The organism is Jejuibacter sp. L23, assembly GCF_050815825.1.
Classification (GTDB): domain Bacteria; phylum Pseudomonadota; class Gammaproteobacteria; order Enterobacterales; family Enterobacteriaceae; genus Jejubacter; species Jejubacter calystegiae.
In genome coordinates, this window is the sequence record NZ_CP138199.1 from 3,064,345 (window position 1) to 3,086,010 (window position 21,666).

General features: G+C 55.9%; 20 protein-coding genes and 1 pseudogene. 4 read left to right on the top strand and 17 right to left on the bottom strand.

From position 1 onward, the window contains the following. Window positions 1-240: 240 nt before the first annotated feature. From cspE to SCU88_RS14240, 5 genes and pseudogenes are all read right to left on the bottom strand, one after another. Complete coding sequence (cspE, locus tag SCU88_RS14220; RefSeq protein WP_138097870.1) at window positions 241-450, bottom strand: transcription antiterminator/RNA stability regulator CspE; 210 nt, start codon at window positions 448-450, stop codon at window positions 241-243. A gap of 11 nt (window positions 451-461) precedes the next feature. Continuing rightward, window positions 462-597 (bottom strand): annotated as a pseudogene (locus SCU88_RS14225) (DUF2627 domain-containing protein). A 550-nt stretch (window positions 598-1,147) separates the two neighbouring features. Continuing rightward, a complete protein-coding gene (locus SCU88_RS14230; protein WP_175341749.1) occupies window positions 1,148-2,143 on the bottom strand; it encodes an MBL fold metallo-hydrolase in 996 nt (331 codons plus the stop codon). Window positions 2,144-2,183: 40 nt separating this feature from the next. Further along, on the bottom strand, window positions 2,184-2,456 hold the full coding sequence (locus SCU88_RS14235) for a YebO family protein (RefSeq protein ID WP_138097872.1): 273 nt from the start codon (window positions 2,454-2,456) through the stop codon (window positions 2,184-2,186). 74 nt (window positions 2,457-2,530) lie between these two features. Further along, the gene (locus SCU88_RS14240; RefSeq protein WP_138097873.1) at window positions 2,531-2,674 is read right to left on the bottom strand and encodes a PhoP/PhoQ regulator MgrB; all 144 of its coding nucleotides are present in this window, start codon (window positions 2,672-2,674) and stop codon (window positions 2,531-2,533) included. A gap of 164 nt (window positions 2,675-2,838) precedes the next feature. On the opposite strand from SCU88_RS14240, the gene SCU88_RS14245 reads away from it, so the two are divergent. Next, window positions 2,839-3,081 (top strand): YobH family protein, encoded by a 243-nt coding sequence (locus SCU88_RS14245; RefSeq protein WP_138097874.1) that lies wholly within the window; start codon window positions 2,839-2,841, stop codon window positions 3,079-3,081. Between the two features lie 36 nt (window positions 3,082-3,117). Here the strand turns inward: SCU88_RS14245 and kdgR are convergent, their stop codons facing one another. Beyond that, window positions 3,118-3,909 carry a DNA-binding transcriptional regulator KdgR gene (gene kdgR, locus SCU88_RS14250; RefSeq protein WP_138097875.1) on the bottom strand — a complete coding sequence of 264 codons (792 nt, stop codon included), beginning with the start codon at window positions 3,907-3,909 and terminating at the stop codon, window positions 3,118-3,120. A 177-nt stretch (window positions 3,910-4,086) separates the two neighbouring features. On the opposite strand from kdgR, the gene SCU88_RS14255 reads away from it, so the two are divergent. Beyond that, the gene (locus SCU88_RS14255; RefSeq protein WP_175341750.1) at window positions 4,087-5,457 is read left to right on the top strand and encodes an MFS transporter; all 1,371 of its coding nucleotides are present in this window, start codon (window positions 4,087-4,089) and stop codon (window positions 5,455-5,457) included. A gap of 46 nt (window positions 5,458-5,503) precedes the next feature. Here SCU88_RS14255 and SCU88_RS14260 read toward each other — a convergent pair whose 3' ends face one another. The 11 genes from SCU88_RS14260 to SCU88_RS14310 form a co-directional block, all read right to left on the bottom strand. Continuing rightward, complete coding sequence (locus tag SCU88_RS14260; protein ID WP_175341751.1) at window positions 5,504-6,514, bottom strand: SIS domain-containing protein; 1,011 nt, start codon at window positions 6,512-6,514, stop codon at window positions 5,504-5,506. Window positions 6,515-6,533: 19 nt separating this feature from the next. Beyond that, a complete protein-coding gene (locus tag SCU88_RS14265) occupies window positions 6,534-7,598 on the bottom strand; it encodes an SIS domain-containing protein (RefSeq protein ID WP_175341752.1) in 1,065 nt (354 codons plus the stop codon). Window positions 7,599-7,611: 13 nt separating this feature from the next. Beyond that, window positions 7,612-8,463, bottom strand: coding sequence for a PTS system mannose/fructose/sorbose family transporter subunit IID (locus tag SCU88_RS14270; protein WP_175341753.1), 852 nt, complete (start codon window positions 8,461-8,463; stop codon window positions 7,612-7,614). Continuing rightward, entirely contained in the window at window positions 8,441-9,220 is a 780-nt protein-coding gene (locus SCU88_RS14275) for a PTS sugar transporter subunit IIC (protein WP_175341754.1), read from the bottom strand. The genes SCU88_RS14270 and SCU88_RS14275 overlap by 23 nt, the downstream gene beginning before the upstream one ends. A 15-nt stretch (window positions 9,221-9,235) precedes the next feature. Beyond that, window positions 9,236-9,706 (bottom strand): PTS sugar transporter subunit IIB, encoded by a 471-nt coding sequence (locus SCU88_RS14280; protein ID WP_175341755.1) that lies wholly within the window; start codon window positions 9,704-9,706, stop codon window positions 9,236-9,238. Between the two features lie 16 nt (window positions 9,707-9,722). Continuing rightward, window positions 9,723-10,145 carry a PTS sugar transporter subunit IIA gene (locus SCU88_RS14285; RefSeq protein ID WP_175341756.1) on the bottom strand — a complete coding sequence of 141 codons (423 nt, stop codon included), beginning with the start codon at window positions 10,143-10,145 and terminating at the stop codon, window positions 9,723-9,725. A 92-nt stretch (window positions 10,146-10,237) separates the two neighbouring features. Next, window positions 10,238-13,006: a sigma 54-interacting transcriptional regulator gene (locus SCU88_RS14290; protein WP_175341757.1), complete on the bottom strand. Its 2,769-nt coding sequence runs from the start codon at window positions 13,004-13,006 to the stop codon at window positions 10,238-10,240. A gap of 166 nt (window positions 13,007-13,172) precedes the next feature. Beyond that, entirely contained in the window at window positions 13,173-14,054 is an 882-nt protein-coding gene (gene htpX / locus SCU88_RS14295; protein ID WP_138097877.1) for a protease HtpX, read from the bottom strand. 194 nt (window positions 14,055-14,248) lie between these two features. Beyond that, the gene (gene prc, locus SCU88_RS14300; protein ID WP_175341758.1) at window positions 14,249-16,297 is read right to left on the bottom strand and encodes a carboxy terminal-processing peptidase; all 2,049 of its coding nucleotides are present in this window, start codon (window positions 16,295-16,297) and stop codon (window positions 14,249-14,251) included. A gap of 20 nt (window positions 16,298-16,317) precedes the next feature. Continuing rightward, complete coding sequence (gene proQ, locus SCU88_RS14305) at window positions 16,318-16,992, bottom strand: RNA chaperone ProQ (RefSeq protein ID WP_138097879.1); 675 nt, start codon at window positions 16,990-16,992, stop codon at window positions 16,318-16,320. 101 nt (window positions 16,993-17,093) lie between these two features. Then, a complete protein-coding gene (locus SCU88_RS14310) occupies window positions 17,094-17,588 on the bottom strand; it encodes a GAF domain-containing protein (protein ID WP_138097880.1) in 495 nt (164 codons plus the stop codon). Window positions 17,589-17,719: 131 nt separating this feature from the next. Here SCU88_RS14310 and yebS point away from each other — a divergent pair, with 131 nt between their 5' ends. Together yebS and SCU88_RS14320 are read left to right on the top strand one after the other, a co-directional pair. Continuing rightward, window positions 17,720-19,003 carry a membrane integrity lipid transport subunit YebS gene (yebS, locus tag SCU88_RS14315; protein WP_175341759.1) on the top strand — a complete coding sequence of 428 codons (1,284 nt, stop codon included), beginning with the start codon at window positions 17,720-17,722 and terminating at the stop codon, window positions 19,001-19,003. Then, window positions 18,972-21,602 carry an MlaD family protein gene (locus SCU88_RS14320; RefSeq protein WP_175341760.1) on the top strand — a complete coding sequence of 877 codons (2,631 nt, stop codon included), beginning with the start codon at window positions 18,972-18,974 and terminating at the stop codon, window positions 21,600-21,602. Before yebS ends, SCU88_RS14320 begins: the two co-directional genes overlap by 32 nt. Window positions 21,603-21,666: the final 64 nt, after the last annotated feature.

A 21,666-nucleotide genomic window follows, 5' to 3' on the forward strand; every position in this document is an offset into this window, starting at 1 on the left:
CCGACATTAAGCACAGATAACGTCACAAAATGCTAATAGCGACCAACGCTTTGCAACAGAACACAACCAGAGGGCGGGTTCAGTAACACTCTGAAAAACCATACTCTTTTAGCAGGTTCAAAGTGGTTACCGGGTAACCAGAGGCGGGAAATATAGCGGGCAACAAAAAACCCCGCGCCCAATATGATGGAAGCTGCGGGGTTTCACTAACCTGCAACCATAGCAGTTGCGCAAAAATTATCAGATGGCGACCACGTTAACGGCTGCCGGGCCCTTCTGGCCGTCCTGAATTTCAAATTCAACTTTCTGACCTTCGGCCAGCGTTTTGAAACCGTTGCCCTGGATAGCAGAGAAGTGTACGAACACATCTTTGCTGCCATCGGCCGGAGTGATGAAACCAAAGCCTTTAGACTCGTTGAACCACTTAACTTGACCTGTGATCTTTGCCATTTACAAATTCCTTAAATTGTTTTCTTCGCCCGCAGGCGCAACTTAGATAAAACTGAGACATTACTGCTTGAGGCACTAATATAAGGTTCGGCAGAGAAGCGGTATTCAACGACATCGTGTTTACTCAGGACTTCTTTGACTTAACATGCCACAAAAAAACAGAACTATACCTCGTTTAACCCATCGTGTTATCACACACAACGTTAACGATGGCAAGCCATTTTTAGGCGTGTCACGATCTGCCGCACAGATTCAGATATTCACCAGATAAACAGCGCCCCATTATGCACCTGCGTGCGCTAAAGCTGCAGTACCCTACCGCAAGGAATAAGGGCTGGCGCCCCGCTTCGCTGCGACTTTTTCACCATAGCTCAAACACTTCCGCCCGTCCAGGCGAACTGTTAAAAAGTCGTGCCGCCTCGCTTTTTTGGTTATATCATTTACGGACAACTTATAACATAAAGTAATGAATAAAGCGCCGCAGGCCAAGTTTAGCCGCTAACCTTCAGACTCGCCAGTTTGTTCCCGATAATAAAATTTGAGTCATTCAACAATATATTGCACCAGAATAATGACGATTTAATGACAACGCATCATAAGCGTGCGCGACCTGCACCAATATATAAATCGACACCATGACATGATGAGATAATCCCGAAACCAAATAATTACTGGTCCGTGATGTAATAGCGTTTCCTTATTCCCGGGCTATTGCCAAATACTGACCAATGCGCAGCGGACGGAAAGCGGCCTCCTGTTCCCCTACCGCACTCAACGCCGCGCACAGTTCACGCGGCGGCGCGTCCAGCGATTCATCCGCCAGCTCAAATACTCCCCAGTGAATGGGAATGGCAAGGGGGCGTCCTATCGCCCTCCAGAGCGCCACCGCCTCCTGAGGCCCCATATGGTGATCGCGCATAAACCAGCGTGGCTCATAGGCGCCAATAGGAATCGCAGCCCCATCCAGCGCGCCAAGACGCTGGGGAATCTCCAGCAGCAGATCGCTGTAGCCAGTATCGCCGCTGAACCAGAAGCGCCGGGAAGCCCATTCCACCACCCAACCACACCACAGAGAACGGTTGCGATCCCAGGGGGTACGCATACTCCAGTGACGTGCGGGCACCGCAGTCAGCGTAATACCGTTGAGCTCGTGGTTCTGCCACCAGTCGCGCTCCACAACCTGATGAATACCCCGGCGTCGAAACCAGGTTCCCAGACCTGCAGGGACCAGAAAAGCGGCATGGGGAAAACGCCGGTGTAATAGCCGTATGCTGGCGCTGTCGAGATGATCGTAGTGGTTATGAGAGATAAGCACCGCATCAAGCTGCGGGAGATCGTCCGGCACCAGGGCCAGCGGCGTCCTGCGCTGGGGCCCCCAGAAACGCAGCGGAGAGGCGCGGTGGGAAAAGACCGGATCGGTTAACAGATAGCGGCCATTGATACGCAGCAGCAATGTGGCATGGCCCAGCCACCAGACGGCATCTTCATTGCCGCAAATGTCGGCATACTGCCACCAGCGCGCGATAAACCCCGGGTAACCGTCATCAGGAGGAAAGGGAAGCCCCTGCTCGCGGCGCATTCTACGCCAGCGCTTTAAATCGCCGGGCTGACGGCGGCCCGGCTCAATATTGCAGAAGCCATTGGGAAGATGGTGCGCCAGTTGGGGATCATACCAGGGGTTTTTCCAGGGCATTGGGCCTCCGCAGAATCAGCCTCTGGATGATATAGCAGATTCAGCGCTCCGCTACCAGCCGCACCAGCTCTTCGTCGTTATCATCCTGAACCAGTACGGGCGCATCCTTTTCAGGTTCATTGGCCTCGCACAGACGACGCAGCAGCGCGTTTTGTCGCTTCTGCTGTTCGAGCAGCGCTTCAAGCAACGCGACCTGCTCGCTGGCCCTGACGCTTGCGCGATTAACAAAAAACCACACCACCAGACCAATCACCAGCATCAGTCCGGAGACCGCCAGCGAGGCCACATTTAACGTATTCATGAGTTCATTCATTTAACCACCTCAAACAAACCCGGATTCTACCGCGGGTCTGCCCGGGACACCACCGGCGCAAGCGCCCTTACTCGCTACCAGGGGATAAATTTATTCACAACGCAAATACCGTTAAAGAATGGTTCATCCTGATCGCACATGGCGTTCAGCATCTGTGTCCACATCAGCAGGCAGGCTATCAGGACGACTATCAGGATGATCCACCAGTATTTTCTCACAGCGACTCCATTGTTGTCGGGCAGGGTATGCTACCATCCTGGCATCGCCAGGTTAAACCAAACTTCACTCATTCAGCGTTTCCTTTAGGAATCATCAGATTGTTAAGATCTGCCCGCTGTTTTACCCTGGCTTTCGCAAATCAATATCAAATAAGAGGGAATTAATGCGCATCCTGATTCGTATCATTATTGTGCTGGCGCTCATCTGGATTGGCTTACTACTGAGCGGCTATGGGGTGCTTATCGGCAGCAAGGAGAACGCTGCTGGGCTGGGACTACAGTGTAAATATCTGACCGCCCGCAGCACTCAGACCGTTCAGTACGTTCACACCGACAGCGGTATCATCGGCATTACGGACTGCCCGGTACTGCGCAAGACCGGCGACGCGGTCGACGACGGCAAATAAGCGATTACGGCCCCGCCAGGGGCGGGGCCGTAATTATCAGAACGGATAGTCGTGATAGCCCTGTTGTTCGGAGATATTGCGTGCGGCGCGATGCAACATCGCCACATACTCATGCAGTTTTTCTTCAGAGAAACGTAAAGTCGGGAACGAAATACTCAGTCCGGCAATCACCACGCCGAAACGGTCGAATACCGGCACCGCAATACAGCGCAACCCCTCTTCCTGTTCCTCATTATCTTCCCCGTAACCCAGTCTTTTCACCGTATCCAGAACCGGCAGCAGCTCTTCGGTGCTACCAACGGTACGTGATGTGCTGCGGGTATACTCAATGTGCGAGAGGATTTCCTTTACCTCGTCGCGATCGCGCCAGGCCAGCAGCACCTTCCCAATAGCGGTACTGTGCAGCGGGTTCCGGCGACCAATACGCGAATACATACGCAGGTTATACATGGAGTCGATTTTGTGGATGTAGACAATGCTGTCTTCATCCAGCGCCCCCAAATGGATGGTCTCTTTGGTCTGACGCGACAGCTCGCGCATCTGAATGTCGGCACTGCGAATCAGATCGACATTCTGCAGCGAGCGGGCACCCAGCTCAAAAAGCTTCAGAGTCAGAGAATACTTTTCCGACTCGCCTTCCTGAGCGACGTAACCCAGCGACTTCATGGTCTGCAAAAAGCGGTATACCGTGCTTTTCGACATCATTACGCGCTGCGACAGCTCGGTTATCCCTATTTCGCGTTCTTCGCCCAACGCCTGAAGAATACCGAATACCTTCAGTACGGAAGAGACCGAATCCGGCTGCTTATCCAAGTCTGCGACTGCCATTAATCACCTCGGCGCAATTTGTTTTATAAAAATCAGAACTGGTTTTTAGTATAATTTGACCACCCGCGTGCCGCAATCGCTGTGCGCCAGTTTCGTTACAAATCTGCGACATTCAGCTGCACCATCGATGATAAACTGGTCGCTTTATTAAACTTTTTGCCACTAATCCGTCATTTTATGGAAAACTCCCCCGCAGACGGCATGCCGCTGCCCCAACGCTACGGCGCTATTATCACCATCGCTCTGGGTATTATGATGTCGGTGCTGGATGGCGCGATTGCTAATGTAGCGCTGCCGACGCTCTCCCAGGAACTGCAGGCCAGCCCGGCCAGCACCATCTGGGTGGTCAATGCCTATCAGATGGCGATTATGGTGTCGCTACTGTCATTCTCTTTTTTAGGCGATATGGTCGGCTACCGGCGTATCTACCGCTACGGGCTAGCGCTGTTTAGCCTGACGTCGCTGATGTGTGCCCTTTCCCCTACGCTGGAATGGCTGATTGCCGCCCGCATCCTTCAGGGCTTTAGCGCAGCGGCGGTAATGAGCGTGAATACCGCGCTGATTCGCCTGATCTATCCCCGCGCCCAACTGGGACGCGGGCTCGCCATTAACGCGTTGATCGTGGCGGTCTCCGCCGCCGCTGGCCCCACCGTGGCCGCGGCGATTCTGTCGGTCGCTACCTGGCACTGGCTGTTTCTGATTAACCTGCCCATCGGCGTTGTGGGACTGATTCTGGCGCTGCGCTGGCTACCAGCCAACACCGAAAAACAGCGTCAGCGCTTCGATCTGCCCAGCGCGCTGATGAACGCCCTGACCTTTGGCCTGCTGATCGGCGCCCTGAGCGGCTTCGCGCAGGGACAGCCGCCGCTGCTGGTTGCCGGTGAGTGTATCGCGCTGTTGATTATCGGTACGCTCTTTGTGCGCCGCCAGCTGCGCCTGGAAGTGCCGTTACTGCCAGTGGACCTGCTACGTATTCCGATTTTTTCGCTATCGATGGCGACCTCTATCTGTTCGTTTACCGCACAGATGCTGGCGCTGGTCGCCCTGCCGTTCTGGATGCAAGGGGTGCTGGGACGCAGCGAAGTGGAGACAGGGTTGCTGCTGACCCCCTGGCCTATCGCGACTATGCTGGTGGCGCCTGTGGCCGGAAGACTGATCGAACATGTCCATGCCGGACTGCTGGGTGCGCTGGGGCTGTTGCTGTTTACCGCCGGGCTGGCGGCGCTGGCGCTACTTACGGATACCCCTGGCGATATGGATATCATCTGGCGTATGGCGCTGTGCGGCGTCGGATTTGCGCTGTTCCAGTCGCCGAATAACCATACCCTTATATCCAGCGCTCCACATAACCGCAGCGGCGGTGCCAGCGGGATGCTGGGCACCGCGCGTCTGACCGGTCAGAGCATCGGAGCCGCGCTGGTAGCGCTGATGTTTAACCTGTTTAACGACAGCGGTACCCAGTCCGCCCTCTGGCTGGCGGCCGCTTTTGCCTGTATAGCGGCAATCATCAGCAGCCTGCGCCTGAGTCAGCCCCGCAGTCGCGCATAAATAACCTGACCGCCGCGAGCGCGCTCGCGGCTAAGCCGCTTTTTTATCAATAATCGAACTGGCGATAGTAGCGTCGAATATTCAGGTCGTGTCCGGTCTGCTGTTCGAAGTGCGCCGCCAGGCGATCCACCAGCAGCGTTGAGACCACGCAGGGCGCCACAATCCAGCGAAACTCATCATCGATGCCTGCCAGCGGGAACGCCTGCGGATCGATTACCTCCAGGCAGTCGGTGATTTTCGCGGCAAAGCGCTCAACCCGCTGGTCCAGCGCCCGACAGGCCCCCTCGCCCTTCACCAGAAACAGCGGCATCGGTTTTTCCAGCAGCTCCAGGGTGCCGTGGAAAAACTCCGCCGACGAGACCGATTTGGTGCGCTTCCACTGCATCTCCTCAAGAATGCACATCGAAAACAGATACACCTCGCCCCACATCTCAGCTCCGCCCACCCACATCATGTAGTCGGCATCATGATATTTAGCGGCAAGTGTGGCGGCGCGCCCGTCAAACTGGCGCTTGGCCTGCAGCAGACCTTCCGGCAGGCGTTCCAACTGGCTGGCGAAGCGCTCCCACTGCGGAAATTCATCATTCAAGGCCACCAGGCGGAAGAACAGCCAGTAGAGCAGCATGTACTCAAACTCGACGCCATTTTTATGGCGCATGGGTATATGCCATGAGGCCGCCCGGGCCAGCGGCGAGTCGGCGTTTTTGGTTACCGCCACCACCCGAATCCCCTGGGCCTTGCACCATTCGGCCACGGCGACCGACTCTTTGGTATCGCCAGATTTTGATAGGGTGATAACCACCGAGTCCCGGGTCAGCTGGCGATGGCCCCTGGCCATCAGTTCAGCCGCCTGCTCGGTAAATACCGGTCGCGTGGTCATCACTTTAGCGAACTCATTAACCGCCATCATCGGCGCCAGCGAGCCACCCACCGAGGCGAAAAAGAGGTTACGGTACCCGTCCCGGTGAATTTCATCGGCAACCTGTTGCGCCACCTCGCGCGCGGCGATAATTTCCCGGGCGCTGGTCTGGTACTCATCCTGATTAAATCCCAACATCGTCACTCTCTCCTGCAGGTTAGATTTTGCTTTTCAGTACGCGGTCAAAGTCATCAAAAATGCGCACGCTTAAATCGATGCCTTTCAGCGCCGCCGTGCGCCAGGCCAGAATCTGAAACGGAACAATCAGCGCCAGAGGCGCAAAGTGGTGGGAGACCCCGAGATCCAGCGCCAGGGTCTGCTCATCGCCGCTGTCAGGTCCGGTGGTCACCAGAAACGCCGCGCCAACGGCCGGGCGCATATAGTCACGCAGCGCCTGCAGGCGGGGATGATGGTCGCTGTCGATAAAAAACAGGATGTGCTCGCGACTGGCCTCCAGATAGGGGCCATGCATGTAGGCTTCCAGCTCAAAGCCGCTGGAAGGCTGACGCACAGTTTCGGTGAACTTGGTTTCAAATTCCTTCGCCACCCCAAGCAGCGCGCCATAGCCCACCGCTACGAAACGCGCATGTTCGGCCAGCAGCTTCTGCTGGCGGGTAAAGAAGCGCTCCGTCTTATCGATAACCGACGGTAGCGCTGCCGCCAGTCGCTGGATCTCATCCCGTTCGGTGGCGGCCTGTTCCGCCGTTATCGCCTGCTGCTTTTGGGCGATTAACAGCGCAATCAACAGCAGGTTTAATACCGTGGCGCTGAAGCCCCGGGTGACAAAGCCCACCGTTTCAATGCCGGTTCCGATATCCAGTACCGCCTGTGCCGCTTGCGCCGCCGGGCTGTGTGGATCGGAGGTCAGGCAAAAAGCGGGCAGGCCGGCGCGTCTGACCTTTTCGATTGCCGCTATCGTGGAGGCGCTTTTACCGCTCTGGCTAATCGCCAGAACCAGACTGGTGGTCGGGTCGATACGCTCGTAGTGACAAAAGCTCCACGGCTCTTTGATTTCCACCAGAATGCCAAAGCGCATTTCAAAGTAGTAACGCGCGCACAGCGCGGCGTTAAGCGAAGATCCCGTCGCCAGGATCAGAATTCTGTTCACCTGATGCTGCGCCAGCCAATCCGCCAGCGGCGCCAGCGACTGCGGGTATTGATGAGCGATGGCCCCAAGTACCGCGGGGTGCTGCTCAATGTAGGTCATCATTGTTTCAGCCATTGCTGACTCCTTATTACAGTAAACCTATCCAGGATCCGAGAATGCCCACCAGCGCCATACCGCCAATAATCGACAGCGGCCGTACCTTTTTGCCGAGCAGCCAGTACACCACGCCAAAGCTCGCCAGCGGCAGCAGGCTGGGCATGATGTCATTGATGATGTCCTGTACCCGGGTCGTGGCATCGCCGGTACCAAAAGTGAGCGGAATGGTGATGTCGATCATCGAGGCCGTCATGGCCCCTACCACCATCAGCCCGATAATGGCGGCCCCGAAGGTCAGGCTTTCCATAGCGCCGCTCTTTTGAATCCGCTGCAAAACGCCGGTGCCCAACACGTAACCCCAGCGGGTGAACAGGTAGCGCACCGCGATATGCGGAACATTGAAAATCAGCAGGAACAGAACCGGCCCCAGCACGTTGCCCTTCAGCGCCAGGCTGGTGCCCACGCCGGTGGCGATCAGTCGCAGCGTTCCCCAGAAAAAGGAGTCGCCCAGCCCGGCCAGCGGCCCCATCAACGAGGCTTTTACGTTATCGACCGACGCCGCGTCGCGCCCGCCTTCGCGGCTGTTTTTCTCTTCCATCGCGACCGTGATGCCCAGAATCAGAGTGACGATGTGGGGGGTGGTGTTAAAAAACGCCAGGTGACGCCTGAGCGCCGCCGCCAGCTCGTCTTTGTTGTGATAGAGCTTTTTCAGTACCGGCATCAGGGCGTAGACAAACGCCAGGTTCATCTGTCGCTCATAGTTCCAGGAGAATTCCATCTGGAAGGAGCGCCAGAAGACGCGCCGTAAATCCCGTGGGGTAATGGTTTCCGGCTCTGTGGGCTGCACGCTGTTCGTGTTTTCAGAAGTCATCTTCGTCGTCATGCGAGGCTCCTTGCGCCGCGGCGGCGCGACTGGATGTATTTTGGGTGACGTTGACCATCACCACGGCAGCGATCGCGCCAAGAATGGCGATGCCCGTCACCGGAATTTTGAGATAGGCCATCAGCACGAAGCCGAGGAAAAAGTAAGGCGCCACCCTGCGGTTAATCAGCAGACGGGCCAGCATGGCAAAGCCCAGCGCCGGGATAATGCCGGTCGCCACCGCAAGGCCGTGCTTGATGAATTCCGGTATCGCGTCCAGCAGACTCTTCACGGCGCTGCTCCCCACCAGGAAAGAGAGGGTCACGATGGTCGCCAGCATCAGCGAAAGCCCGATACCGGCTATCAGATGCATACGCTCCACGCCGCGGGTATCCGCCCGGCTGGCCAGCACATCGGCGCGCTGATTTAAGGAAGGAATAAACAGCCCGAGGTAAACGTTTTTCAGCACCAGCGTCAGCGTGGCGATGGGCAGCCCCAGCAGCAGCGCCGTTTCGGTCCCCGCCCCGGAGGTGATCGCAAAAGCCACCCCGAGGATGCCCCCCGTGACCACATCTGGAGGGATCGAGGCGCCCACCGAAAATGAGCCAATAAACGCCAGTTCCAGCGTGGCGCCCATCACTACCCCGGTCTCCACGTCGCCGAGCACCAGCCCGGTAAGCAGCCCGGTGACGATGGGCCGGGAAATCAGCGAGGTTCCTAATGCATATTCGGACTGGGCAATGAACGCCACCAGCCCAAGTAATAGCGCTTCTGTCATGATGTCCCTCCGGGATCAGACACAATCCGTAAACAGGATTTTTTTGTCGTTCGGCACTTGGCGAATTTCAATTTCGATGCCCATATTCGCCAGCTGATTAAGCTGGTCTATTTCAGGCAGCAATAAATTAATCGCTTTGGAGATATTCTGGCTGCCCGGCTTTGCCTTGATCCCTCCGAGATTAATACTGTTAATTCCGGGCACGCCTTGCGCCAACCGCCAGGCATCCTCTACCGACTCCACCACAATAAACAGCCGGTATTTATCGGTTACGCCACTTTTTATCGCCTCAACGGAGTCGGCAATATTTTTAATCACCAGCTTAACTTCAGGGGGTTTAGCCAGCTTAATGGTGGTTTTTCGCAGGTCGTCATTGGGTACGTTATCATTGGCAATTAAAATGCAATCGGCGCCAATATACTGGGTCCATGAAAAGGCGACCTGCCCGTGCAGCAGGCGATGGTCAATACGCAACAGTGTTATCATTTTTCTGCATCCTCTGTCAGAAGTCTTTATCAGCAATCGGCTGCTGGTCGATGGTGTGATTGCAATACTGGATACTCTCGCGGGCATTCTCCAGCGCATGGGAAATCAGGCGTTCAGTCGCTTCATCCGACTCGGAGATAAACATGTCAATAATTAAAGGAAGATTGAGCCCGGCAATCAGATGAAAATGAGGCCGGTGGATAAAACGCATAAATTCATTATTGACGCTACCGGCAAATATATCCGTCAGTACGATTAATTCATCCTGCTCTGAGTAAGATTGCAGCAGTTCATCAACCTGAGCGCTTAAATCATCCTGTTCGTTAACATAAGCGCACAGGGTTCGCACACAGGGTTGCTCTCCTAATATCAGTTCGACGGAATGCAATATTCCTGCGGCAAAATTTCCATGACTGGCAAAAATATAATGTCTGTTCATCCTGACCTCGAGATGGCTCCGGTAACAGACAATAACTGAGCAAGCACCGTGCCAGGAAAAGTGGCACGGTAAGCGAAGGACAAGGCTAGCGGCTAAAACTCTTGATCGTACTGCAAAAATTCAGTTTCTGAGTGCAGGATGTCGTGAACGTAAAACAGCTCACTATCCGGAATTTTGACACTATAGCTGGCCTCAATGACACTAAAGGCTTCGCGCAGCCTGTCCAGATGATGTCGTTGACACTCTCCCCGGCCGCTGTAGTTTTCAACCGACGCCTGACGAATAAGCCGCTCAATCAGGCAACTGATATGAATGTAAAGCGCGACTTTTTTATCATTGGCTATCTGAAGATCGCCCGGATGCTCATAGCGCATCAGAAACTGCTCTACCTGATCGATAACCTTACCGGTATCCAGAATGGTGACCGACTCGATCACCCGGCGCAGAGAGAAGTGTTTAACAATCGCATTGTTGATTTCCGCCACCCCTTCCGGCGTGGTCAGGGCCCCGAATATTGGGTTGAGTAACGCCGCCCCATGCCCGGAAATCATGGACTCCAGGGAAACCCAGGGGATATCCGCCACCCGTGGGTTCACCGTTCCCACCAGCGCCAGAACCTCGAAGCGGTTAAAGATAGGTTCACGCCGCTTATTTTGTACCAGAGCATCGTATTCACAGGCCACTACCTCTATACCCAGCGCCGCCGGAATACTGGCTTTCAGAAGATGACACAGGTTACTGGCAGCCCCCATTCCCGTAGCGCAGGTGGTAATAATGGCCCTGGGTTTGTTGCGCTGCGGCCAGATAATCTGGTGTTCCACCGGCAGGTCACGACCGATATCCTGGGCAATATTTTCCAGGTAATCCCCCTGTAACAGGCGCTCGCCCACATACAGCGCCATGCCGGTGGAGACATTATTAAAAATCGCCACAGGCGTGGTCACACGACCCGAAAAGTCATGATGTATCTCGCTTAACGACCCCATATCCACCAGGATAACCAGGCCCGAAGACAGCGCATTACGCTCGATGTAATGACTCACCTCCCTGGCAATCTCCTGTGGCGTGACGTCCAGCGGCATATCAAATGATTCAAACACCGGCTGTTTCAACAGCCGGTTGGCCACACTGGCAATACTGCTGGCCGTGGCGTAGCCGTGGGCCAGAATCACCGCCCGGGTCACCAGCGCGCTGCGCTGCACGCCCATTTTATGCAGCCACAGGATAAGCAGCGAGGCATCCATCGGCTGAATACTCAGATCCAGCTTGCGGGACAGACAGTCCAGCACCTCAAGGCAGAACGGGTACAGCTGGGGATACTTTTGTTGCAGGAAGTCATCAAACTGCTGGCACAGTCCGGCCTTTAGCTGCCGGGGCGCCAGCGCCGGACGATAAAGCAGATAGTGGCCGATCGCGTAGATCCCGTTGCCATTAAACTGCAGGCTGTAGTGTCTTTCCAGCCGGTAGAACTCATCCCGCAGCTGGCTGGTTATCCATTGCAGGGTCTGCGAGCCGTTCTGGCTACGGTTGTCAAAAATCAGCCGATCGAACAGGTTCTCAATATCCTGGCTCATCAGGCTCTCAACATCGCTCCACGCCGCCGCTCCCTGGCGATACTTTTCGAACAACGCCAGTACCCGCAGTTGAACATCATGGATTAACACCCGGTTTTCATCACGTGAATCGAGCAGCCAGTGCAGAGACGTCCCCTGCTCCAGTATCACATCCTGCTGCGAAGCGGCCTCGTCTTCAGACTGGGGTAACCGGGTCAGTACCGAATCAGGGAGGTGGTGAAGGGTGACCCGCAGCGGTCCCTGCTGCGGGTTATGGGCAAACGCGCAGGCCACGCTGTAACGCACCACGTTTTTTAGCTCCCCGACATTGCCCCGATAGACACAGTACATCAGCGCTCCTAACAATCGCGGCGTAATACGCAGCCCGCGCCCCACTTTTTGCGCTTCGCTCCAGAAGAATTGCAGGATCAGCGCTTCCCGCTCTTTCAGGTTGCGCTCGGCGATGGTCGGCAGCGCCACCTGAATCGGGATCCGTCGCAGGAAGGTGGTCAGAAAGGTGCTGTGAATCTCTTCGGTGGTGGCGAAAATCAGCCGGGCCGAAACCGGGCGTCCGTTAGCCGTTTCGCCAACGCGGTAAATTTCGCCGCGATCGAGCCAGGTAAACAGCTTCTCCTGCCCTTCGGCATCCAGCCGGTGCACTTCATCCAGAAACAGCATACCGCCATCGGCCGCTTCGAAAGCGCCAGTCTTATCCGCCGCCGCCCCGGTGAAAGCTCCCCGGACGTAGCCAAACAGGTTACTGGCCAGCAGTTCCGGGTTATGGGCGTACTTAGCGCAGTTGAAGGTCACAAAGGGGGCATCGGCATCAATAATCCCCTGAGCGATGGCGTACTGATGCAGTAACTGCGCCATATAGCTCTTACCGGTGCCGCTGTCGCCGGAAATCAGCAGCGGCAGGCCGCCGCCCGGATAGAGCAGCGCCGTTTTCAGCTGTTCTACCGCTTTTTTCAGCGATCCGTTGTGGCCAATCAGCAGCGAGAAGTGATCCACGGTTTCAGGCTCGGCCTGTGCATCATCCAGCAGCGCATCGATACTGGCGTATTCGCTGCAAGTCAGCGGATAAAATTGCTGCTCGAAGCTGGCCTTATGTAAAAAGTAAACCGGGCGGGTATTAATTTTAATCAGTAGCCCCTGGGCTACCCACTGATTGAGATAGTGGCTGGCGGTATTACGCTGCATCCCGAAACGCTGCGCCAGATAGCTGGCGGTGAACACCTCACTGACATCGCGGGGATTAAAAAAGTCGGTCTGATTAGTAAGAAATGTCAGCAGGTCATCTTTTGGCATAGTCTCTCCTCACGCTTCACGGGCATTGCTCTTTATCATGCCGTGAAAGTGCGGAAAACCGGGGCTGAGCCTGATGATTTGTGGGCAGCAGCACACTACCTGTCGGGCGGTACGGCGCAGGCATAAAAAAAGCGCCATCCGGCGCTTTTTTGTTTAATACCCTGAATTACTTCAGGTACTCCCCGCTACGCAGCGCTTCGATACGCTTATCGAGCGGCGGATGGCTCATAAACAGTTCGCTAAAGGATTTACCCTTACCGTTGATGCAGAACGCCATCATGCTGCTGGCTTCCTGCGGTTCGTAACTGGTCTTCAGACGCTGCAGCGCAGCGATCATCTTTTCACGCCCTACCAGCTTCGCAGAGCCGGCATCGGCGTGGAATTCGCGGTAGCGCGAGAACCACATGGTGATAATACTGGCCAGAATACCGAATACCAGTTCCAGCACCATGGAAACGGCAAAGTAGATCATCGGGTTACCGTTGGAGCTTTCGCCTTCGTCGCGGTTACCGCTCAGGAAACCCGCAGCCAGCTGCGCGATAATACGCGAGATAAAGATAACGAAGGTGTTCACTACCCCCTGAATCAGAGTCATGGTGACCATGTCGCCATTGGCGATATGGCTGATTTCGTGAGCGATCACCGCCTCAGCCTCGTCCTGATTCATGTTCTGCAACAGACCGGTACTGACCGCCACCAGCGACGCATCGCGTCGGGCGCCGGTCGCGAAGGCGTTGATATCCGGCGCATGGTAGATAGCCACCTGCGGCATAGCGATGCCCGCCTGCTGCGCCTGACGGCTTACGGTTTCCATCAGCCAGCGTTCGGTCTCGTTACGCGGCTGCTCAATAACTTCCCCCCCTACCGAACGCAGCGCCATCCATTTGGACATCAGCAGCGATACGATAGATCCGCCAAAGCCAAACAGCAGCGCCATAATCAACAGACCACTAACGCTGCTGGACTGAATTCCCGTCAGGCTTAGCACAATCCCGAAGACGACCATAACGGCAAGGTTGGTCAGCAGGAAAAGCGCGATTCGCATCATAATTTTTTTAACCTCGTTTAAACCAAACGCACTACGCGATTCCTCATATCGTGAGGCGCGAAAGCGTTATTTTCAACGATCGGAGGTCGCCAGGTGACTAAAAAGACATATCTTTACATTTTGTAGCATTTCGCTAACGCAATGCTGAGAAAGCCTAAAAAAAACAGGCACAAAACTTTGTGCCTGTTGGGGGGTTATTTTGCGGTTTCAGGTTGCTGGGCCGGTCGCGCTTTTTCCATTTTCGCCAGGTCGCTGGCAATATGGACCGTCTCGTCGAGATAAGGATCCGGCTCCTGATACCCCTTGGGCAGGTCGTCGATCTTCTTCAGCAGCGGCTTACCTTCGCGCTTCAGGCGATCGTTAACTCGCATCAGGCGGGTGGCCTCTTCTTCATCGTTCTCTTTCTCGCGCTGGGCGTAGTTAAGAGAGACGATATTGCGCTTCGCCTTCATCGCGTTGTAACGCTCGATATCCTTCATAATGAACTGGAACTCAGGATCTTTGGCGATACGCTGCTGGTGCAGTTTCAGCAGCTCAGGCTCGAACCCTTTCAGGTCCCCTGCTTCTACCCAGGTCGCTGGTTTAATGCTGTCCCAGGGCAGCGCGTTATCCTCGTACTTCTCGCCCGTTTCGGTATCCTGATTCGCGGTCGGCATCGGGATATCCGGCGTGACCCCTTTGCGCTGGGTACTTCCGCCGTTGATTCGGTAGAACTTCTGGATGGTGTACTGCACCGAGCCCAGCGCCGGCCATTCGGGGCGCAGCATCTGATCGTAGATGCGGTTCAGCGAACGGTACTGCTGTACGGTACCTTTACCGAAGGTGGGTTCGCCGACGATCAACGCTCGTCCATAATCCTGCATGGCCGCCGCGAAAATTTCGGAGGCCGAGGCGCTAAAGCGGTCCACCAGCACCACCAGCGGCCCCTTGTAGTAAACCACGCCGTCGGTGTCGCTATCTTCACGCACTTTGCCGTTATTATCGCGAACCTGAACCACCGGACCGCCGGGAATAAACAGACCGGAGAGCGATACCGCTTCCGTCAGCGCACCGCCGCCGTTCGAGCGCAGGTCGATCACCACGCTGCTAACGTGCTGCTTAGCCAGCTTCTGGAGCTGCACCTTCACATCATCGGTCAGACCGACATAGAAACCCGGGATGTCCAGCACGCCGATCTTCTCTTTGCCAATCTTTTTCACCGACATCTTCACCGCCCGATCTTCAAGGCGAATACGCTCGCGAGTCAGCGTGACGATGCGGGTTTTGGTACCTTTGCCCCCCGGCAGGATCTCAAGGCGCACCTTGCTGCCTTTCGGGCCTTTGATCAGCGCCACCACGTCGTCCAGTCGCCAGCCGATCACATCCTGCATGGATTTACCCGGCTGCCCCACGCCGACGATACGATCGCCAACGCTGAGGGACTTGCTTTTGGCCGCCGGTCCACCGGCCACCAGCGAGTTAATCACGGTGTAATCGTCATCCATCTGCAGCACGGCGCCAATCCCTTCGAGCGACAGACTCATTTCGGTATTGAACTGCTCGGTGTTGCGCGGCGACAGGTAGTTGGTATGGGGGTCGATCTCATGGGCAAACGCCGTCATCGCCAGCGAAAAGACATCCTCGCTCTTGGTCTGCGCCAGGCGGCGGATGGCCGAGTTATAGCGGCGTGACAACGTATCGTGAATCTCTTTGTCGTTCTTGCCAGTCAGTTTCAGCGTTAACTGATCGTACTTAACCTTGGCGTCCCACAGCGCATTGAGCTCGGCTTCGCTGGTCGGCCAGGGCGCCTTACTGCGATCGAGATTAAAGGTGTCGTTACCGTTAAAATTCATCGGCCGATCGAGCACCTTCAACGCCCAGGAGTAACGTTCAAAACGACGTTTCTGCGCCAGATTAAACAGATCGTAGAAAACATCGAGCTGCCCACTGCGCAGTTCATCGCCAATCAGGCTTTTCTTTTTCGCAAACGCTTCAATATCGCTGGCCAGCAACACATTGTGGCTGTAATCCAGCAGATTAAGATAGCGATCGAAAATTTTCGCTGAAAAAGCGTTATCGAGTTCGAACTGACGATAGTGGGAACGGGTAAAGCGCGATGTCACGCGCTCGCTTACCGTAGAATGCTGCGGCTCTTCTTTCAGCGTCGGAATCTGATCCGCACGGGTGATATCTTCAACCGCCAGCGCGCTGCCAGACAGCAGCAGCAGGCTGGCGACAGCCGTAAGCTTAAAAAATGTGTTCATGCCCTGGGTTGACCTCCGTTTCAGAACATCAAGTGTTCTGCGCGTACTATCATTGACATACCAGAAGTCAACTGCACACGAACGCCATCTTTGGTGACTTCCTGCACGGTGGCGTCCATCGCATTGTTACCTGCTTTAACTTTGACGCTCTGGCCCTGCTTCAATACGGAAAGATCCGTTACCGGCGTATGACGCGGCTCTGCAGCGCGTGCGGCTTTGGCAGCAGGTTTCTCTGCTCGGGGCTTGTTCCCGGCACCTTCTTTACGCCGGGGCGTCGTTGGGCGGCTCTTACGCTCGCGACGCGGGGCTTCACCTTCGCCATTCGCTTCACGTTTTTTCGCCTGCTTTTCAGCGCGCTGAGCCTGAACCCGGGCCTTCGCCTCTTCAAGCTGCTTGCGGGCGTGTTCAACGTGTTGCTCTTCCAGCTCACCACAGGGATTGCCATCCAGGTCAACGCGCGTGGCGCCCGGCTTAATGCCGTACAGATAACGCCAGCTGGAAGTATAGAGACGAAGAGCGGAACGAAGCTGGGTTTTACTGAGACTCATCTCCCCCTGAACACGCTCAACCAAATCCTGAAAAATACCAATTTTCAGGGGGCGTGCTTCACCTTCGGCGCTAAAACAGCGAGGAAAACGCTCGGCCAAAAAGGCGATAACTTCTTTACTGCTATTCAACTTAGGTTGATTTTCCATGAAATTTCCTGATTACAACGGGCTTTGCCAACCAAGTCGCAGGCATGAACAGGCGCCATTATAATGACGCAATCGGCAAATGCTACGGGAACCGTTGTTTATCACGCGTTAATCGTAAAGAATTTTTTAAAATCGCTGGATGCGATCGCGCTCTGCAGATTTTTAGCGAGCTGGCTTAGCCCTTGCTCATCCTGCTGGTCGAAGCGGTCATACTGCGTGCTGTCGATATCGAGAACGCCAATAATCTGATTTTCCACCACCAGCGGCAGCACAATCTCAGCATTACTGGCGGCATCGCAGGCAATATGGCCATCGAAGGCGTGTACATCGGCCACCCGCTGTACGGTACGGGTCGCTGCGGCAGTACCACATACGCCGGTTCCCATCGGGATCCGCACACAGGCCAGCTTACCCTGGAACGGCCCCAGCACCAGGGTTTCCCCTTCCAGCAGGTAGAATCCGGCCCAGTTCACCTCTTCCAGACGTTCGAATAGCAGCGCGCTGGTATTCGCCATGATGGCCAGAAAGCTGGTCTCCCCTGCCATTAAAGCATTAAAATCGCGGTTGAGATCCGCGTAAAATTGGTCTTTATTCATTAATCAATCACATCAGCTGTATTACTTAGGACTATGCCTGATAAAATAAGCACTAAATGCGGTTACGCTCAAGGCGAATCGCAAATTAGGTTACCATTCTTCGCAGAGGCAATTATCAGACATCTAACGTCATGACGCTAAAGTTCAGGCACTCCTCATCGGGTAATCCCCTTACTATTCACGCCATTGGCGAGGCTCTGCCACATTCACGGTATCAGCGTTGCCCTGAATGCGATACCCTTTTTCTGTTACCGGTGGTGAAATCGCACCAGGATGCCTTCTGCCCGCGCTGCCATGCCAAAGTCCATAACGGCCGGGACTGGTCGATGACCCGGCTGGGCGCGATGGCGATAACCATGCTACTGCTGATGCCCTTCGCCTGGGGCGAACCGCTGCTGCACCTGTGGCTGTTAGGCAGTCATATCGAGGCCAGTCTGCTACAGGGCGTGCGCCAGATGGTGCTTCAGGGCTCTCCCCTCACCGCGGCGATGGTGCTTTTCGGCTCGGTGGCCGCGCCGGTCATTCTGGTGGCCGCCATTGCTTATCTGTGGCTCGGCAACATCCTCGGCATGAACCTGCGACCGGTACTCCTTATGCTGGATAAACTTAAAGAGTGGGTGATGCTGGATATTTATCTGGTGGGGATCGGCGTGGCCTCAATCAAAGTCAGCGAATACGCCTTTCTGCAACCTGGCATCGGCCTGTATGCCTTTGCGGCCCTCACCCTGCTCAGTATCCTGACCCTTATCCATCTGAATATGGAAGAGCTGTGGGAACGTTTTTACCCGCAGAAGCCCGCGCGCCACCACAATCAGCAGCTTCGCGTCTGCCTGAGCTGCCACTTTACCAGCGTTGCCGATAAACGCGGCCGCTGTCCGCGCTGCCACGTGCCGCTTCACCATCGGCGACCGATGAGCGTACAAAAATGCTGGGCGGCACTTATCGCCTCGCTGTTTTTCCTGCTTCCGGCTAACCTGCTGCCGATTTCGATAATCTACGTCAACGGTGCCCGTCAGGAGGACACGATACTGTCCGGCATCCTGTCACTGGCATCCAGCAACGTACCGGTGGCCGCCGTGGTCTTTGTCGCCAGTATCCTGGTGCCCTTTACCAAGGTACTGGTGCTGTTTACCCTGCTGATCAGCATTCACTTAAAATGCGAGCAGGGGCTAAAAACACGAATTCTGCTGTTGCGTTTCGTGACCTGGATTGGTCGCTGGTCCATGCTGGATCTGTTCGTTATCTCGTTAACCATGTCGCTGGTCAATCGCGATCAGCTACTGGCTTTTACCATGGGACCGGCCGCCTTCTACTTCGGCGCAGCGGTAATTTTAACTATTCTTGCAGTGGAATGGCTGGACAGCCGCTTACTTTGGGACGCTCATGAGTCAGGAAACGCCCGCTTCACCGACTGAAGCGCAAATAAAAACCAAACGCCGTATCTCTCCGTTCTGGCTGCTGCCGATCATCGCATTGCTGATCGCGCTGTGGCTGGTCTGGAACACCTGGCAGGAGCACGGCGCTACCATCACCATCGACTTCATCTCTGCCGATGGTATCGTTCCCGGCCGTACCCCGGTGCGTTACCAGGGGGTGGAAGTGGGCACGGTACAGAATGTGCGTCCGAGCAAGGATCTAAAAAAGATTGCCGTTACCGTCAGCATTAAGCGCGATATGGAAGATGCCCTGCGCAGCGAAACTCAGTTCTGGCTGGTGACGCCCAAGGCCTCCCTGGCCGGGGTTTCCGGTCTTGATGCCCTGGTGGGAGGTAACTATATCGGTATGATGCCCGGGCCGGGCGAGTCCCGGGATCACTTTACCGCCCTGGATACCCAACCCCGATATCGCATCAACAACGGCGAACTGATGATTCACCTGCAGGCGCCTAACCTGGGCTCCCTGAGTAGCGGCTCGCAGGTCTATTTTCGCAAGATTCCAGTGGGTAGGGTTTACGACTATTCGATTAACTCGGATAAACAGGGCGTGACTATCGATGTTCTGATCGACCGTCGTTTCACTAATCTGGTGAAGCAAAACAGCCGCTTCTGGAACGTCTCCGGCGTAAAAGCTGACGTCAGCCTTTCCGGAGCGAAGGTCGAGCTGGAAAGCCTGAGCGCGCTGGTTAACGGCGCCATTGCCTTCGACTCCCCTGACCAGGGCGAAGCCGCAAAGCAAAATGATAGCTACCAGCTGTATGACGATCTGGCCGACACCAAACGCGGCGTGAAAGTGAAGCTGGATCTGCCCGGCGGCGAAGGATTGCGGGAAGGATCCACCCGCCTGATGTATCAGGGACTGGAGGTCGGGACCCTGAGTAAACTGGCCCTGGATGCCAAAACCGGCAGCGTCAGCGGTGAGCTTACGGTGGATCCCAGCGTGGTGAGCCTGATGCGGACCGGTACCCGTATCGAACTGCGTAGCCCCAAGGTTTCGCTGCACAGCCCGCGCCTGAGTGGTCTGCTGACCGGCAGTACCCTTGAATTAATTCCCGGCGAAGGCGAACCCCAGCAGCACTTTGTGGTGGCCCAGGAAAATAAAGCGCCGCTGCAACAGGCCGGTACCCTGAAACTGACACTCACCGCCCCGGAAAGCTTTGGCATCGACGCCGGTCAGCCCTTGTTGCTACACGGCGTGCAGGTCGGGCGCGTGGTGGAGCGTCAGCTTAGCGCCAAAGGGGTAGATTTCTCGGTCGCCATCGATCCCGAGTATCGCGCTCTCATCAAGGGCGACAGTAAGTTTGTGGTCAACAGCCGCATTGACGTGAAAGTTGGCCTGAGCGGCGTTGAGATGCTTGGCGCCAGTGCCAGCGACTGGGTGGATGGCGGTATTCGCATACTGCCGGGCGACAGCGGCGCGGTGAAGCAACGCTATCCGCTTTACGCCAATCTGGAACGGGCCCGGGAGAACACCCAGAGTGAACAGCCGAATCCGACGCTGACCCTGTCGGCCCAAAGCCTGCCTGATGTTCAGGACGGTTCGGTGGTGCTGTATCGTAAATTCGAGGTAGGCGAAATCGTCGACATCCGCCCAAGGGCCAACGCCTTTGATATCGATGTCTATATTAAGCCTCAGTACCGCAACCTGCTCACCTCCAGCAGCGTCTTCTGGGCCGAAGGCGGAGCCAAAGTTCAGCTTAACGGCGCCGGCGTCTCGGTTCAGGCATCGCCGCTGGCCAGAGCGCTCAAGGGCGCCATCAGCTTCGATAATCTGTCCGGCGCATCTCTGCCAGAAGGGCAAAAACGTCACCTTTATCCGTCAGAAACCGCGGCCCGAGCTGTGGGCAGCCAGATTACCCTGCACACCTTTGATGCCGGTAAACTGGCGGAGGGGATGCCCATTCGTTATCTGGGCATCGATATCGGTCAGCTGGAGTCGCTAAAACTGCTGACCGATCGTAATGAAGTCCAGGCCAGCGCAGTGCTCTATCCGGAGTATGTCGATACCTTTGCCCGGGGCGGAACCCGCTTCTCGGTTATCACGCCGCAGTTGTCAGCCGCGGGCGTTGAGCACCTGGATACCCTGCTCCAGCCCTATATCAACGTCGAGCCGGGTCACGGCAAGCCCAGGCGCAATTTTGAACTACAGGAAGCCACCATCACTGACTCCCGCTACCTTGACGGTCTGAGCATCACCGTCGAAGTGCCGGATGCCGGTTCGCTGGGCATCGGCACGCCGGTACTGTTCCGCGGAATGGAAGTGGGTACCGTTACCGGCATGCATCTGGGGAATCTTTCGGATCGTGTGATGGTAGCCCTGCGCATCAGCAAGCGTTATCAGCATCTGGTGCGCAATAACTCGGTATTCTGGCTGGCTTCCGGCTATAGCCTCGACTTTGGGTTGATTGGCGGCGTGGTCAAGACCGGTACCTTTAACCAGTTCATTCGCGGCGGCATCGCCTTCGCCACCCCGCCTGGCACACCGCTGGCGCCAATGGCGAACCCAGGCAAACACTTCCTGCTGCTCGACAACGAGCCGAAAGAGTGGCGCGAATGGGGTACTGCCCTGCCGCGTTAACGCTGTGCCCCGGTGCCTGCGGCGCCGGGGCCTTTATGCTACACTGCGCCTTTGCTAATTCCCT

What these genes read in the sequence shown, in the direction of transcription:
- SCU88_RS14265 (WP_175341752.1), bottom strand. Translation starts at nt 7,598, where the DNA reads ATGGCTGAAACAATGATGACCTACATTGAGCAGCACCCCGCGGTACTT.
- cspE (WP_138097870.1), bottom strand. Translation starts at nt 450, where the DNA reads ATGGCAAAGATCACAGGTCAAGTTAAGTGGTTCAACGAGTCTAAAGGC.
- SCU88_RS14260 (WP_175341751.1), bottom strand. Translation starts at nt 6,514, where the DNA reads ATGTTGGGATTTAATCAGGATGAGTACCAGACCAGCGCCCGGGAAATT.
- SCU88_RS14290 (WP_175341757.1), bottom strand. Translation starts at nt 13,006, where the DNA reads ATGCCAAAAGATGACCTGCTGACATTTCTTACTAATCAGACCGACTTT.
- SCU88_RS14230 (WP_175341749.1), bottom strand. Translation starts at nt 2,143, where the DNA reads ATGCCCTGGAAAAACCCCTGGTATGATCCCCAACTGGCGCACCATCTT.
- SCU88_RS14285 (WP_175341756.1), bottom strand. Translation starts at nt 10,145, where the DNA reads ATGAACAGACATTATATTTTTGCCAGTCATGGAAATTTTGCCGCAGGA.
- SCU88_RS14235 (WP_138097872.1), bottom strand. Translation starts at nt 2,456, where the DNA reads ATGAATGAACTCATGAATACGTTAAATGTGGCCTCGCTGGCGGTCTCC.
- SCU88_RS14255 (WP_175341750.1), top strand. Translation starts at nt 4,087, where the DNA reads ATGGAAAACTCCCCCGCAGACGGCATGCCGCTGCCCCAACGCTACGGC.
- SCU88_RS14275 (WP_175341754.1), bottom strand. Translation starts at nt 9,220, where the DNA reads ATGACAGAAGCGCTATTACTTGGGCTGGTGGCGTTCATTGCCCAGTCC.
- htpX (WP_138097877.1), bottom strand. Translation starts at nt 14,054, where the DNA reads ATGATGCGAATCGCGCTTTTCCTGCTGACCAACCTTGCCGTTATGGTC.
- SCU88_RS14245 (WP_138097874.1), top strand. Translation starts at nt 2,839, where the DNA reads ATGCGCATCCTGATTCGTATCATTATTGTGCTGGCGCTCATCTGGATT.
- SCU88_RS14280 (WP_175341755.1), bottom strand. Translation starts at nt 9,706, where the DNA reads ATGATAACACTGTTGCGTATTGACCATCGCCTGCTGCACGGGCAGGTC.
- SCU88_RS14270 (WP_175341753.1), bottom strand. Translation starts at nt 8,463, where the DNA reads ATGACGACGAAGATGACTTCTGAAAACACGAACAGCGTGCAGCCCACA.
- kdgR (WP_138097875.1), bottom strand. Translation starts at nt 3,909, where the DNA reads ATGGCAGTCGCAGACTTGGATAAGCAGCCGGATTCGGTCTCTTCCGTA.
- SCU88_RS14320 (WP_175341760.1), top strand. Translation starts at nt 18,972, where the DNA reads ATGAGTCAGGAAACGCCCGCTTCACCGACTGAAGCGCAAATAAAAACC.
- prc (WP_175341758.1), bottom strand. Translation starts at nt 16,297, where the DNA reads ATGAACACATTTTTTAAGCTTACGGCTGTCGCCAGCCTGCTGCTGCTG.
- SCU88_RS14310 (WP_138097880.1), bottom strand. Translation starts at nt 17,588, where the DNA reads ATGAATAAAGACCAATTTTACGCGGATCTCAACCGCGATTTTAATGCT.
- proQ (WP_138097879.1), bottom strand. Translation starts at nt 16,992, where the DNA reads ATGGAAAATCAACCTAAGTTGAATAGCAGTAAAGAAGTTATCGCCTTT.
- yebS (WP_175341759.1), top strand. Translation starts at nt 17,720, where the DNA reads ATGACGCTAAAGTTCAGGCACTCCTCATCGGGTAATCCCCTTACTATT.